We start from the raw sequence: 13,508 nt of genomic DNA, 5'->3' as shown, positions 1-13,508 counted from the left end.
AAATAAACTTTTTGTTTTACTAAGTTTAAGGCATATTCAAAAAATAACAATTCTACATTCTAATCTATTTTGCTCAAATTTTATCAGTATATTTACTAATAGCCTATTGGGCAAATATGTTTCTCTGCTTGAGAAACATATATACATTGAAAGAGAGCAGCTACGCTGCATATAATAACATTTCATCGCACAATAGACTTTTTTATTTTCTTTAATATGCATAATATTGTCAATATTTATTTATAGGATACCACTCACTAGGTAGCAGCATATTATATTTACTAGTTATATACCTATCATCAATAAGCAAAACTCTCCCCATATCACTTTCTGTTCGTATTACTCGTCCTACAGCCTGCTGGACTTTATTTATACCCGGAAATACATAAGCATAGTCATATCCATTTTCCTTATAGAAATCTTTTATTATTTCATTCTTCATATCTATCATTGGATATCCAACCCCAATTATTATACTCCCTATTAATTGTTCTCCTGGCAAATCGATTCCCTCTGAAAACATACCTCCAAGCACACAAAACATTATTAGGTTATTGCAGTTCTTGAAACTTCGTAAAAACTCACTTTTTTCTTCCTCACTCATATTAGGTTTTTGTTTTAAAATCTCGAACTTTTCTATATTTGAATTATTGACTTCATTATACAACATCTCCATGTACGCGTATGAAGGTGAAAATACAATGTAATTTCCAATTTTCTCATTTACAAAATTGTAAATTTTACTTTTCACTAGTTGCAACGTTTTTTGCCTATAGGCATATCTAATATTAATTGCACTAATATAGACCTTTAGATTTTCTTTTTTAAATGGTGATGGAAGTTTTAATCTATATGTTTCATCATGCCCTCCAAGCATACTTATATAATATTTAATTGGTGATATAGTCGCTGAGAAGAAAATCGCAGAATAGCATCTTCCTAAATATTCTTTTAAGTTTTTAGATGGATCTACGCAAAACAATGTCACTTTAAGTTCTTGAGATTCTTTTTCTATACAAGTCCTATAATTTTCATCATATAATTGCATTGTGGAAGTGAATGCATTTATATCAAAGTATAACTGTAATATATCTTCATAACCATCAAATTTATTTCCTCTTACTAATATCTCTTCACTTTCTTTTAAATAGAGTTGTAAGTACTTACTCAATTCTTTAGGAGCATCCTCTTCATAAAACCATTCAACCTCTTTATGATCGCATTCATTTCTTAAATCAATAAAGCAATTGTTAATTTTACCCAACACAGAATGCAATTTACTCAACTTACCTTTAGCTAGCTTTTTGCATTTTAGTATTTGACTTTTTGAAAGCGATGCTGAATACATATTTCTTGCCCTGTCTGTTAAGTTATGTGCTTCATCAACTAAAATTATATTCCCTTTACTATCTAATATTCTTCCTAACGACACCCTTGGATCAAAGACATAATTATAATCGCCTATAATCCCATCACAATAAAGACTTAGATCTAGAGAAAGTTCAAACGGGCATACTTCATGTTTTTCAGCATATTTCTTCAATATTTCCGAGGAAATTCTTTCTTCTCTCTCAATAATGTAAAATATTGCATCTTTCACTTTTTCATAGTAATTTTTAGCATATATACATTTTTCAGGATTACAATCAAAAGTAGTGTTTATGCAGACTTTTTCTTTTGCAGTAATTACAATACTTTTAAATTTCAGACCACCTTGCCTTAATTTTTCGAAAGTATCTTCAGCCACTTCTTTGTTTATAGTTTTAGCAGTTAGATATATTATCCTGTTTCCTAGCCCTTCCCCTAATGCTTTAATAGATGGAAAAATAGTTGATATGGTCTTACCTATCCCTGTAGGCGCCTGAGTAAATAGCATTGATTGAGCCTTTATTGTTTGATAGGATATATTAATTAATTTTCTTTGACCCTCTCTATATCTTTCAAACGGGAATCTTATACTTCTTATAGAATTATCTCTAGCATTTTTTTTCTCCAGAACTAAAATACTAAATTCCTCGTATTCTTTTAATATATTAAAAACAAATATGTTTAGCTCATTTATTGTGAATTTCTTTTCAAAGCTTTTCACTTCATTTGTCTCAAGCTGCATATATGATAACCTAATATAAATCTCTTGAATTCCATTTTGTTTTCCATAAATAAGAGCATATACTTTTGCCTGTGCCCAATGCACCTCATTAGAATCATCAATATATGCAAAACTCTTATATGTAGATTTTATTTCCTCAATGATAACTCTATCATCTTGAATTATTCCATCTGCTCGCCCTTCAATATTTATTATGCTTCTATCCATTTCAAACTCATGAGATAGATACACCTCTTTTTGATATTCCTCATAGACCTTCCCATTATCCTCTTGAATTTTTTGGTGTGCTTTTATACCTTCTGTAGCTCTTGCACTTCCCGAAAATCTATTGTCTATATCACCTTTCTTTAAGCAAAACTCAACTAAATTTCTTACAGATTCTCTTATAACAATCTTTTCCATAATCTATTCCCCTCTGTAATCAATTTTAATATCTTAAAATCACGAGTACTTTTAATTCTACTATATCTATAAAACACTTACTTAATAAGCTTGAATAATACAACCGCTTATTAAGTAAGTGTTTTAACTTTTATATTTATCTATCCTTATACAGTCTATTCTGTTTCATATTCGTTAACTATTCTTTGAACTAATTTCTTAATAACACTTGCTTTTGCTATTAATGATAATACTAATAAGAAAATTTTTATTCTTTCTTCGTCTTTTTCTTTTAAATCAAAATTCTTTATTAACTCTTCTAATCTATCTTCATTATTTAATGATGCAACTAAATAATCATCAAAACTCTCTTTTTGAATTTGCACAAAAGTTTTATAGGTCTCTTCCCAAGACAATATGTCATCTGTTCTATCGTTGACTTCATTAAACGCTAGTCTAAAAACTTTTTTTATTTCTTCTGTAGTTAAAAGAGGTCTCATGTGACTTAATAAAACCAATTGTATTAAGTGTACTTTAGTATATCCTCTTTTCTTACCGTCTTCTGGTTTAGTTATAACCTCACTTTTGGTATAATTTTGAACTATATTATTTGTAAACTTTTCATTTGCAAATTTATCGTTTAGATAATCTATGACTTGAGATAAAAACAGATCATACTTCGGAAGATCTTCATATGAAATCGAACTACTTTTAGACATTTCTTCTGCCAAATCTTTTATATAATTAGAGTCAAAATTTTTTTCCATCCCTATACACCTATACTTTCCAATTTTAAATATATTATATAGTAGTCATCAACTGATTACAAGGTACCTCAAACATCATTAACAAACTTATTCTTTATGATTCTAAACTCTCCTTAAGCTATTATTATTATACGGCAGATATACATCTTTTTAAATAGAAAACATAAAAAATATCTAATTTATGTAACCAATCGACATAATTATTTACATTATCCTCATTTTCATGTTTTACCCTATAAATTCAATTTATGCTTTTATATGTAAAACAATTCTTAGTACCAAAAGTTTAATTTTATCCTCAATGCAGTATTCTAGGTGATTTGATGATTTTCTTCTAAACTTCCTTAATCTGCTTTTTTAAAATAAATATTATAATTTTACAAATAAATGCTCTTGACTTTTCTAAAATATGGTAGTATATTTTATGTAAGATGTTTTTTAACGTTGAAATTTGTAATTTTTTAATAAATTAAAGTGAAATATCCATTGACTTTATATTACATACTTGGTAATATATCATAGTAGAATGTCGAATCATGGAATTAGGAGGAGTTTTTTATGAAATCAACAGGTGTAGTTAGAAGAGTAGACGAGTTAGGAAGAATAGTTATTCCTATAGAACTTAGAAGGACTTTAGATATCGCTGAAAAGGACGCATTAGAAATTTATGTAGACGGCGAACAAATAATCTTAAAGAAATATGAACCAGCTTGTATTTTCTGTGGAGATGCAAGAGATGTAATTAACTATAAAGGTAAAAATATCTGTACTAAATGTTTAGATGAAATTAAAACTAATAGATAAATTTTACACACTTAATTTCCATTATCATATAGATTTATGATTTTTAATAGACTATCTCCTTTATCGAGATAGTCTATTTTTTCATTATGGAATTCAACAAAATAGAACTAAGTATTTTTTTGCTTTCTTGAATTAATATTGAAGTTTTTATCTTACCAAAATATAGATTACAATTTGGTGTACTTATATATTAGTCGAGAATTTATATACTTCACTCTTTGGCAATTCTCTTTCTTTAGCAACAAGCTTTATAGCTTCTTTCTTTGGAATGCCATCATTTATATATTTTATTATATGCTCCTCAATAGATAAATTGATCCAAGTTTCCTTTTGTTCTTCCTTTATTTCTTCAATCCTTTTTCCCTCTAATACAAGTACAAACTCTCCTCTTGGTTTACTTTTCAAAAAATATTCTATGGCTTCCCCTATAGTTCCTCTATAAATTTCTTCATATATCTTCGTCAATTCTCTACATACTGCAATATTTCTATGGCCAAAAGTTTCTTTTAAAAATGTTAATGTATCTATTAATCTGTGCGGCGCCTCATAAAATATAATCGTTTCTTGACTTAACATAAGTTGATCCGTTATTGCTCTGCGTTCCTTATTCTCTCTGGGCAAAAATCCTCTAAATAAAAATTTCGTAGTATCTAATCCTGAATAAACTAAAGCTGTAGTTATAGCAGTTGCTCCTGGAAGCACCTCAAAATCAAGTCCTTCTTCTATACACCTTTTTACTATTACACTTCCTGGATCTGATATCCCAGGCGTTCCAGCATCAGATACCAATGCAATATTTTTCCCTTCAGTAAGCATTTCTATAATCTTATCACTCTTGATTTGCTCATTGAATTTATGATAACTCAATAAAGGCTTTTTTATTTCAAAATGATTTAATAATTTTAACGTCTGCCTAGTATCTTCAGCCGCTATTATCTCTACGTCCCGCAAAGTTTCCAATGCTCTTAGTGTTATATCTTTCAGATTACCAATAGGAGTTGGTACTAAATATAATTTTCCATTTTCCATACTATATCCTCCAATATATTGAGTCTATTTCCTTAGTATACTTCCCATTATCATCATAAACATATAATGGTGCATCCCACTTCAAGTATGCTCCTCCATCCCTTTGTCCTTCAACTAATACTATATTAGGAGCTTTACCTATTTTAGGATGGATCATTTTTACTCTCTTAGGCTCTATTTTATATTTTCTCATCAAAGTGAAAATATCAGCTAATCTTTCAGGCCTATGTATCATAAAAAGCCTCCCATTATCCTTTAATAAAATCCTAGATGCAATAATTACATCTTCTAAATTACATAATATTTCGTGCCTAGCAATCGCTAACTTATCATTAGTATTTATAATTCCAGCGCTATTCAATTTATAAGGAGGATTTACAGTGACTACATCAAACTTTTCAAATTGCTTTAATTTGCCTATATTTTTTAAATCTCCTTGAAAAAATTTAATTTGTTCTCCTAGTAAGTTTAATTTTGCACTTCTCTTTGCCATGTCAACCATTTCTTCTTGAATTTCTAATCCATATACGCTTTGTGGCCCATACTTTCCATATAACAAAAATGGAACGATCCCTGTTCCCGTGCATAGATCCATTACTTTATGCTTACTTTTTACATTAGCGAAATCTGATAGCAAAACAGCATCTATTCCAAATTTAAATCCATCCTTTTTTTGGATTAGATTTAAACCTTTAAGTTGCAGATCATCTATAGTTTCATCTTCTCTTATATATTCTAATTCACCATTCATATTATTCTTCCCTTACTTTATAAATGTGTTTAATTACACTTCATTAATTTGGATAATTAATTCTATCATATGAAAAATTATTACTAATCATACATTTCACATTATAGCATCACACATTAAATAAAAAAAGCCCTTCTGTGTGGTTACAGAAGGGCTTTAGCCTTAAATCATATATTAACAACTAATTTCTTATGTCAACTACTTTACAATTCTTCTTCCTGCATAGAAACTATAAACAGGACCTACTTTAACTACATCTCCTGTTTGTGGTGCATGGATCATTTGCCCATTACCAACATATATACCAACATGGCCTGGATGAGTAAATACTAAATCTCCAGGTTGAAGATCACCTTGGCTAACTGCTTGTCCTTCATTGATTTGTGAATATGTTGTTCTTGATATATCAACTCCTGCAGCATTTTCATATACATATTGTGTAAATCCTGAACAATCGAATGTTGATACACCTGTTGCACCCCATTGATAAGGCTTTCCTAACTGAGCATATGCCGCATTTAAAATTGCCTGAGCATTTCCTGCTGATGGTACAGATACTTTTCCACCTCTACTTGGTTTAGATATTTTTGTTTCAGCCGCTTTTTTTGATGCTACTACTAATTTAGCCTTTTCTATCTTATCATTAATTTCATTAGTAACAATCTCACTCTTAATTTGATTATCTCTAATCCTTCTTAGTTGATCGATTGCCGCCTGAAGTTCTGCAGCTGAAGCATTTGAATTATTTAATGCATCTATTTGAGGCTTTATAAGATCTTTTTCAAGCTGTGATAAATATTGTGCATCAAAATTCTTCTTTTCTTCTTTAGCTTGAACAGCTAATGCTTCCTCTTCTTTTTTCTTTCCATCTAATTCATTTAAACTTGCTTTTATTTCTTTATTAAGTTTGTCTATTTCAACTTTTTTATCTTCCAAAGACTGTATCTTATTGTTTAATTCTTCTTTTTTACTTGTAATATCCTCTATTGCAGATTTATCTTTACCTATAATCTTGCTTACTGCCTCTGCTCTAGAAAAGAAATCACTTGTTGATTCTGATTCAAGTATAAAGTTCAAATAACTGAATTCTAAATCACCAGACATATACATTGCTTTAACTCTTTGTCCTAAAGCTAAATCCAACGTATTAATTTCCTTTTTGCATTGATCAATATCTTTTGTAGTATTATCAATGACATTATTAATACTTTTTATTTCCTTTGTGTTTTTATCCACCGTTAATTGTAGTGGCTCTATTTGTATATCTAAATCATAAATCTTATTCTGGATGTCTGATATCTTGCTTTCAATTTCTGCATATTTCTGTCTCGAATCACTTAACTGTTGATTATCTGGCGTCGCAAACGCTGGTACCGAATTACCTATAACGATTACGGTAGCTAACATAATAGCTAAAACTCTACTTCTCATCTATCATCGGTCTTTTAAAACCTTCCCTCCTCCATTTTTTCTAAATTACTACATAATTATAACACTTTCAGTAAAGATGGACAATTCGTCTATATGGCGAATACTTAGTTTATTCTAATAATATATATATATCGTCCGGATTCCCCTCTTTTTCTAAGTCATTCTTTACATTTCTTATTATAGCTCAATCATAACCTTTACATCAATAGTTATATTCCATTATTTTCAAAATATTTTTCCTTTTTATACCGAAGGACTATTTTTTTATACTAAATTTAATCTCATATCCTAACTAAAAAACTTGACAATAACTATACTTGATCATATAATTATAAATATATCGGGGTGTGGCGCAGCTGGGAGCGCGCGTGGTTTGGGACCATGAGGTCGCAGGTTCAATCCCTGTCACCCCGACCAAGAATATAATTAAAAATTCTTATAACTTAAGGAAAAATCCTTAAGTTTTTTTATTTACTATTTTTAATATTACACATTCAAAATAGTACAATTTTATTTTACCACTTATGATAATATACGATGCTAACTATCCTATAAGATTCAGATAAGTAATAAAACTATACCAAACAAATTTAGGAGGTTTCCATGTTAACTAATATAAAAGGCGTAATATTTGATTTAGATGGCACTTTAGTGGATTCCATGTGGGTTTGGTCCCAAATTGATGTTGATTATCTTCAAATGAAAGGCCATTCTATGCCTGACGACTTAAGAAACGAGATTGAGCATTTAAGCTTTCAGCAGACCGCTGTCTATTTCAAAAAAAGATTTAACATTGACGATTCAATCGAGAAAATATTAATTGATTGGCACAATATGGCGTTTAATCATTATTCTAATAATGTTAAACTTAAATTAGGTGTAAAAGAGTTTTTGGATCACTTAAAATCTTTAAATATAAAAATTGCTCTAGCTACTAGTAACTCTATTCCCCTATTAGAATCCTGCTTAAAAAATAATGGGATATATGCTTATTTTGATTCAATTACAACTACAGATGAAGTTACCAAAGGTAAAAACTTTCCTGATGTCTACCTACTAGCAGCAACTAAGTTAGGAATTAATCCTGAGGATTGTCTAGTATTTGAAGATATACTTCCAGCAATGCAAGGAGCAAAGGCTGCCAACATGAAAGTAATTGCAGTAAATGATTATGAATGCTCCGCTCCTAAGGACGAGCTTCTTAAATATGCCGATAAATATATTGATTCTTTTCTAGATTTACTGTAAAAGTTCACCTATTGAAAGGTATTGTGTAGTACCGAAATATAGAATGATGATACTTTAAGTTTACTTATAATCAACCGAAATGGAATATATTTATACAGGTATTTTTATATTTCTCTAGCTACGATACCTTTAAGGAATTAATATTCAAGACTTTTCATATAGTTTATATATTTATAATACAATACTCATATATTCTTTAATATGTATATGTGAAATACTTAAAGTGATAGCAAAACAAAGAAAGAGAATACATATATGTGGAACAAGCATTGAAAAATAAGCTGCTGCATATCTTAACGGGAAGTTGTTCCACGTCTGCCTGTCCTGTGCTTGTCACAGGAACACGCAGACGTGGGTACAACTTTCCATTTAGATATGCTCAGCGAAATTTTTCATAGCTCTGTGGAACATATATGTATTCTCTTTCGGTTGTTCATTGCTTCACTTTAAGTTCTTCACAATACCTTTTGTATATGGATTTACTTTCTTTCTACTCCATATTTTCCTTCTAACTCTTTTAGTATTTGATCATATTTCTTATGTTGGTTTTCTTTTATTAATTGATTTAAAACATCGTCCTTAACTTCATCAAAACTTTTAACTGATGCTTCATTTTTTGCATCTACTAATACTAAATGATATCCGAATTGAGTCTTAACTGGTTCAGTTATCACACCTATTTCTGCTGTAAAAGCAGCTTCTTCAAATTCTGGAACCATCATTCCTTTTGAAAATTCGCCTAAACTTCCACCTTGTTGGTTCGATGGACACATTGAATATTTCATCGAAGCATCACCAAAAGATATCTTACCACTTAAAATTTCTTCTTTTGCTTTATTAGCTTCTTCTTCTGTTTCAACTAATATATGTCTAGCAGCAACTGTTGCTGGTTGACCAAAAGATTCGTTATTATCTTCATAATACTTTTTAACTTCTTCATCTGTAACAGTAACATCACCTAATACTTTATTTATTGCCATTGAAGTTATAACTTCTTTTGATATATTCTCCATAGCTTCTTTATATTCTTGTGTTTTATCTAATTCTATTTCTTTTCCAAATTTATTCATTAACTCAAATGAGATTAATTGTTCTATTAATTGATTTCTTTTTGCTTCATTTTGTAGAGCCCCTCTTTGTTCTTGAGGATATCTTGAGATTATCGCATTTAAGTCTTTTTCTGTTATTTCATTTCCTGCTGCAATAGCTAATACCTTATTTTCCATGTAAATTCTCCTTTATATACTTATTTTTTATATTACTTAACATTTTGTTATATACCTTTCATTTTAACAGTATCTGCCGTGACTAACAATAATATAACTAAATAAATTTGAAATTTACATAGTGAAAGATACATTATACATAAACTTGTAATAAAATGTTATAATAATTATTGGGTGATTTTATGTCTGAAATATTAAAAAACGATTGGAATAATTATTTAGAATCTGAATTCCAAAAAGACTATTATATTAATCTTAGAAAATTTTTAGTAAATGAATATAACTCTAAAGTTATATATCCTAATATGTATGATCTTTTTAATGCACTTCATTTTACACCTTATAAAAATGTCAAGGTTGTTATACTTGGTCAGGATCCCTACCATGGTCCAAATCAAGCACACGGATTAAGTTTTTCTGTTAATCCCGGTGTGAAAGCACCACCATCTTTAATTAATATATATAAAGAATTACATACTGATTTAGGTTGTTATATTCCAAACAATGGATATCTCAAAAGGTGGGCCGATCAAGGTGTTTTATTATTGAATACAGTACTTACAGTTAGAGCCGGAGAAGCTAATTCTCATAAGAATAAGGGTTGGGAGGAGTTCACTAACAAAATCATTGAAATTTTAAATAAAAAAGATACTCCTATAGTCTTTATTCTTTGGGGGAATAATGCCATTTCAAAAACTAGCTTAATTACTAATTCTAAGCATTACATAATAAAATCTGTTCATCCTAGTCCATTATCAGCAGCAAGAGGATTCTTTGGCAGCAAACCTTTTTCAAAAACAAATGAATTCCTCATATCTACAAACCAGGCACCAATTGATTGGCAAATTGAAAATATATAAAAATATAACATAAAGTAAATCTGTTTACTTTATGTTATTCTTTATAATATGCTCACATGTATGAGAAAAAATATTAAGGGCTGCACTAATAACTAATTTATTTAGTGTATAATGATTATATGGAAACTCAATTAAGTATCTTGGCTTAGTAAGCTTGAGTATCCAAATATAAAATCTAGACTCTAGTCTTAGGAGGATTATTTTATGGATTATAAATTTACCTATGATAATAAAGAATACATACTAACACAAAATAATTGTGACGGAATATTTTTTGCTGACGAAAGCGAAGTTAATGGCTTATCAGTAGATATGGTCTTAAATGCTTTAAACGAAGGCGAAGAAGTAAGTTTTTCAAATGAATATTATGCTGATAAATGTTCCTGCGATGCTCAAGAACAAATAAATAAATCATATCGTTATCTCGAATACCACTATTACATTTATACAAAGGATAATGAGTATATAATTAATACTATTAGTAATGAATACAAAAATACATCTTTCAACAAACTTTTTGGCTTAGGCAAAATTGATGATAGCTATATAGTTAGCGTAACAGTGTGTCCTAGCTGTGGTAACTACTCTATAAATGTTGAACAATGTACGGTTTAACATTCCTTAACACCTAAAAAATTAATAAGTGCTATTTAGAAGTGCAATCTTGCTATTCTAAATGTCACTTATTTCAGACATTATTCTAAAAATAAAAAGCACTAACTTTAAGTTAGTGCTTTTTATTTTGGTGGCTCGAACTGGAATCGAACCAGTGACACGAGGATTTTCAGTCCTCTGCTCTACCGACTGAGCTATCGAGCCATATTACCTGGCAACGTCTTATTCTTCCACACAGTCTCCCATGCAGTACCATCAGCGCTGTAGACCTTAACTTTCCTGTTCGGAATGGGAAGGAGTGTTACCTCTACGCCGTCATCACCAGATACAAGTAGTATTATATCGAGATATGGATATTATGTCAACACATTTCTCAAATTTTTTTAATAATTTTTTCAAATCAAAAGTACATTCTTCATGCACTACATATTAAATCACTAATTTTATCTTAAATATATAAAAAATTAACGCCAGTACATTTTGTGCATCATATCTTAACTAAATTAATACAGCAAACTTCTATATCTTTTAATTAAGCTAATTTATCATTATTTATTATTTGATGTTAAAATATATTTTTGATTATATATTGCAACTAGAAATATTGAAATTTCTCTACTATAAATTTTTCTAATAAACTAAAAAAGAGAGGCATGTATACCTCTTCTTTCCATTTAGATTGAGCATATATGTAAAATGTAAGCAATTTCATACTTAGACTTCTTTCTTTATATGCAAAATAGATTCTTTAGATAACTAATTCTTCTACTACTTTTCCACCTTCAATATGTTCATCCATAATTCTTTCAACATCGTCAATAGTTACATTTCCGTACCAAGTACCTTCTGGATAAACCACTACGATTGGTCCTTTGTTACATACTCCTAAGCATCCAGTGTTAGTAACCATTACTTCATTTATTAGATCCCTATCCTCGACTTCTTCCATAAACTTTTGCACAACCTTTACCGAATCTTTACTGAAGCACATTCCCTTTTGCATTCCATTAACTCTACAGCTTGCACAAACAAAAATATGATGTTTTAAACTAATCATTTTACTTCCCCTCTTTCTTAAACTAATATTTATATTTTCCTCCATATTGTCAAAATCTAAGTACTAAATAACTAAAAATAACAAAATTGAGGTAAACATCATTTTATGATAAATTCTTTTCTTTTTTCAGTTTTAATTGTATTAATTTTTTACACTAAACTTTTTATTATTTTTTCCATTTTATCATCAAATGTTTAATTTAGCAATTATTTTTAGAGAAATATATCTATTTTATCTTTTCCAATAATTGTGCAATAATAAAATTAATAACCAGTATTTTAAAGAATTAAAATAAATCATAATTGGAGGTTTTTTATGAGTATTGAAAAATTATCAAAGATTTTAAAGGAAAGTAATAACATAGTTTTCTTCGGCGGAGCTGGTATTAGCACTGAGTCCAATATTCCAGACTTCAGAAGTTCAACAGGTTTATTTAGCCAAAAATTAAACGCTACATTTACCCCAGAACAATTAGTATCACATACATTCTATATTAGATATCCAGAAGAGTTTTTTAGGTTTTATAAATCAAAACTTATCTATCCTGAGGCTAAACCGAATAATGGACATTTAGCATTAGCTAAACTTGAAGAAATGGGAAAGTTAAAAGCTATAGTAACTCAAAACATAGATGGACTTCATCAAATGGCTGGCAGCAAGAATGTATTCGAGCTTCATGGATCTGTTCATAGGAATTATTGTATTAAGTGTAATGAATTCTATGATGCCAAATTTATTTTAGCCGCTGAAGGAGTTCCTACCTGTACTAAATGTGGTGGAGCTGTTAAACCAGATGTGGTTCTCTATGAGGAAGGCCTAGATGATAAGGTAATTAGCAGTGCAGTAGCTGCAATTTCTAAAGCTGATACACTTATCATTGGTGGAACATCACTTGTTGTTTACCCTGCGGCAGGGCTTATAAATTATTTTAAAGGTAAGAATCTTGTGCTGATAAATAAAAGTTCTACTTCAGCTGATTCTAAAGCTGATTTAGTCATTAATGATTCTTTTGGAAAAGTTTTATGCGATGCCTTAAAAATGTTATAGTTTATGTAAAATATTAGCTATCAAGACTTTAAAGTAATCATTCCATTCAATAATAAAATTTTCACTCTAAAATATGTATAAATAAATTTAATATGGTAATAAATAATAATGAAGTATTTAACTTCAATATTTAATCGCCTCTCCCCCATTTTTATTTATATACAATTTGTAAAGCCATAATA

12 protein-coding genes, 2 tRNA genes and 1 rRNA gene are annotated in these 13,508 nt (G+C 29.4%); 6 read left to right on the top strand and 9 right to left on the bottom strand.

What is annotated here, in order from left to right; genetic code table 11:
- Window positions 1-229: 229 nt before the first annotated feature.
- Window positions 230-2,512: an ATP-dependent DNA helicase gene (locus tag CLCHR_RS01760; protein WP_079437938.1), complete on the bottom strand. Its 2,283-nt coding sequence runs from the start codon at window positions 2,510-2,512 to the stop codon at window positions 230-232.
- 155 nt (window positions 2,513-2,667) lie between these two features.
- Window positions 2,668-3,258: a DUF1836 domain-containing protein gene (locus tag CLCHR_RS01755; protein ID WP_079437937.1), complete on the bottom strand. Its 591-nt coding sequence runs from the start codon at window positions 3,256-3,258 to the stop codon at window positions 2,668-2,670.
- Between the two features lie 558 nt (window positions 3,259-3,816).
- On the opposite strand from CLCHR_RS01755, the gene CLCHR_RS01750 reads away from it, so the two are divergent.
- Window positions 3,817-4,062, top strand: coding sequence for an AbrB/MazE/SpoVT family DNA-binding domain-containing protein (locus CLCHR_RS01750; protein WP_012061035.1), 246 nt, complete (start codon window positions 3,817-3,819; stop codon window positions 4,060-4,062).
- Between the two features lie 183 nt (window positions 4,063-4,245).
- Here CLCHR_RS01750 and rsmI read toward each other — a convergent pair whose 3' ends face one another.
- The 3 genes from rsmI to CLCHR_RS01735 all read right to left on the bottom strand — a co-directional run bounded on the left by rsmI (window position 4,246) and on the right by CLCHR_RS01735 (window position 7,273).
- Entirely contained in the window at window positions 4,246-5,091 is an 846-nt protein-coding gene (gene rsmI / locus CLCHR_RS01745; protein ID WP_079437936.1) for a 16S rRNA (cytidine(1402)-2'-O)-methyltransferase, read from the bottom strand.
- A gap of 1 nt (window position 5,092) precedes the next feature.
- Window positions 5,093-5,842, bottom strand: a complete 750-nt coding sequence (locus CLCHR_RS01740; RefSeq protein ID WP_079437935.1) for a tRNA1(Val) (adenine(37)-N6)-methyltransferase — start codon at window positions 5,840-5,842, stop codon at window positions 5,093-5,095.
- 198 nt (window positions 5,843-6,040) lie between these two features.
- Window positions 6,041-7,273: a C40 family peptidase gene (locus CLCHR_RS01735; protein WP_079437934.1), complete on the bottom strand. Its 1,233-nt coding sequence runs from the start codon at window positions 7,271-7,273 to the stop codon at window positions 6,041-6,043.
- Between the two features lie 341 nt (window positions 7,274-7,614).
- Between CLCHR_RS01735 and CLCHR_RS01730 the strand changes: the two genes are divergently transcribed.
- Window positions 7,615-7,690 (top strand) — tRNA-Pro (locus CLCHR_RS01730).
- Between the two features lie 186 nt (window positions 7,691-7,876).
- On the top strand, window positions 7,877-8,521 hold the full coding sequence (locus CLCHR_RS01725) for an HAD family hydrolase (RefSeq protein ID WP_079437933.1): 645 nt from the start codon (window positions 7,877-7,879) through the stop codon (window positions 8,519-8,521).
- A 479-nt stretch (window positions 8,522-9,000) separates the two neighbouring features.
- Here CLCHR_RS01725 and CLCHR_RS01720 read toward each other — a convergent pair whose 3' ends face one another.
- Window positions 9,001-9,747, bottom strand: a complete 747-nt coding sequence (locus CLCHR_RS01720) for a peptidylprolyl isomerase (RefSeq protein WP_079437932.1) — start codon at window positions 9,745-9,747, stop codon at window positions 9,001-9,003.
- 182 nt (window positions 9,748-9,929) lie between these two features.
- Between CLCHR_RS01720 and CLCHR_RS01715 the strand changes: the two genes are divergently transcribed.
- The gene (locus CLCHR_RS01715) at window positions 9,930-10,607 is read left to right on the top strand and encodes a uracil-DNA glycosylase (RefSeq protein WP_079437931.1); all 678 of its coding nucleotides are present in this window, start codon (window positions 9,930-9,932) and stop codon (window positions 10,605-10,607) included.
- Between the two features lie 204 nt (window positions 10,608-10,811).
- The gene (locus CLCHR_RS01710; RefSeq protein WP_079437930.1) at window positions 10,812-11,222 is read left to right on the top strand and encodes a DUF3785 family protein; all 411 of its coding nucleotides are present in this window, start codon (window positions 10,812-10,814) and stop codon (window positions 11,220-11,222) included.
- A 128-nt stretch (window positions 11,223-11,350) separates the two neighbouring features.
- Here CLCHR_RS01710 and CLCHR_RS01705 read toward each other — a convergent pair.
- From CLCHR_RS01705 to CLCHR_RS01695, 3 genes are all read right to left on the bottom strand, one after another.
- Window positions 11,351-11,426: transfer RNA gene (locus CLCHR_RS01705), tRNA-Phe, on the bottom strand.
- A gap of 5 nt (window positions 11,427-11,431) precedes the next feature.
- Window positions 11,432-11,548: ribosomal RNA gene (rrf, locus tag CLCHR_RS01700) — 5S ribosomal RNA — on the bottom strand.
- A 422-nt stretch (window positions 11,549-11,970) separates the two neighbouring features.
- Entirely contained in the window at window positions 11,971-12,279 is a 309-nt protein-coding gene (locus tag CLCHR_RS01695) for a 2Fe-2S ferredoxin (protein WP_079437929.1), read from the bottom strand.
- Between the two features lie 315 nt (window positions 12,280-12,594).
- Between CLCHR_RS01695 and CLCHR_RS01690 the strand changes: the two genes are divergently transcribed.
- A complete protein-coding gene (locus CLCHR_RS01690) occupies window positions 12,595-13,326 on the top strand; it encodes an NAD-dependent protein deacylase (protein ID WP_079437928.1) in 732 nt (243 codons plus the stop codon).
- The last annotated feature ends 182 nt before the right edge of the window (window positions 13,327-13,508 follow it).

Origin of the sequence: Clostridium chromiireducens (assembly GCF_002029255.1) — a bacterium.
In the GTDB taxonomy this organism is placed as follows: domain Bacteria; phylum Bacillota; class Clostridia; order Clostridiales; family Clostridiaceae; genus Clostridium; species Clostridium chromiireducens.
This window is presented reverse-complemented; position numbering and strand designations above follow the sequence as displayed.

What these genes read in the sequence shown, in the direction of transcription:
- CLCHR_RS01750 (WP_012061035.1), top strand. Translation starts at nt 3,817, where the DNA reads ATGAAATCAACAGGTGTAGTTAGAAGAGTAGACGAGTTAGGAAGAATA.
- CLCHR_RS01710 (WP_079437930.1), top strand. Translation starts at nt 10,812, where the DNA reads ATGGATTATAAATTTACCTATGATAATAAAGAATACATACTAACACAA.
- CLCHR_RS01735 (WP_079437934.1), bottom strand. Translation starts at nt 7,273, where the DNA reads ATGAGAAGTAGAGTTTTAGCTATTATGTTAGCTACCGTAATCGTTATA.
- rsmI (WP_079437936.1), bottom strand. Translation starts at nt 5,091, where the DNA reads ATGGAAAATGGAAAATTATATTTAGTACCAACTCCTATTGGTAATCTG.
- CLCHR_RS01740 (WP_079437935.1), bottom strand. Translation starts at nt 5,842, where the DNA reads ATGAATGGTGAATTAGAATATATAAGAGAAGATGAAACTATAGATGAT.
- CLCHR_RS01760 (WP_079437938.1), bottom strand. Translation starts at nt 2,512, where the DNA reads ATGGAAAAGATTGTTATAAGAGAATCTGTAAGAAATTTAGTTGAGTTT.
- CLCHR_RS01720 (WP_079437932.1), bottom strand. Translation starts at nt 9,747, where the DNA reads ATGGAAAATAAGGTATTAGCTATTGCAGCAGGAAATGAAATAACAGAA.
- CLCHR_RS01715 (WP_079437931.1), top strand. Translation starts at nt 9,930, where the DNA reads ATGTCTGAAATATTAAAAAACGATTGGAATAATTATTTAGAATCTGAA.
- CLCHR_RS01690 (WP_079437928.1), top strand. Translation starts at nt 12,595, where the DNA reads ATGAGTATTGAAAAATTATCAAAGATTTTAAAGGAAAGTAATAACATA.
- CLCHR_RS01755 (WP_079437937.1), bottom strand. Translation starts at nt 3,258, where the DNA reads ATGGAAAAAAATTTTGACTCTAATTATATAAAAGATTTGGCAGAAGAA.
- CLCHR_RS01725 (WP_079437933.1), top strand. Translation starts at nt 7,877, where the DNA reads ATGTTAACTAATATAAAAGGCGTAATATTTGATTTAGATGGCACTTTA.
- CLCHR_RS01695 (WP_079437929.1), bottom strand. Translation starts at nt 12,279, where the DNA reads ATGATTAGTTTAAAACATCATATTTTTGTTTGTGCAAGCTGTAGAGTT.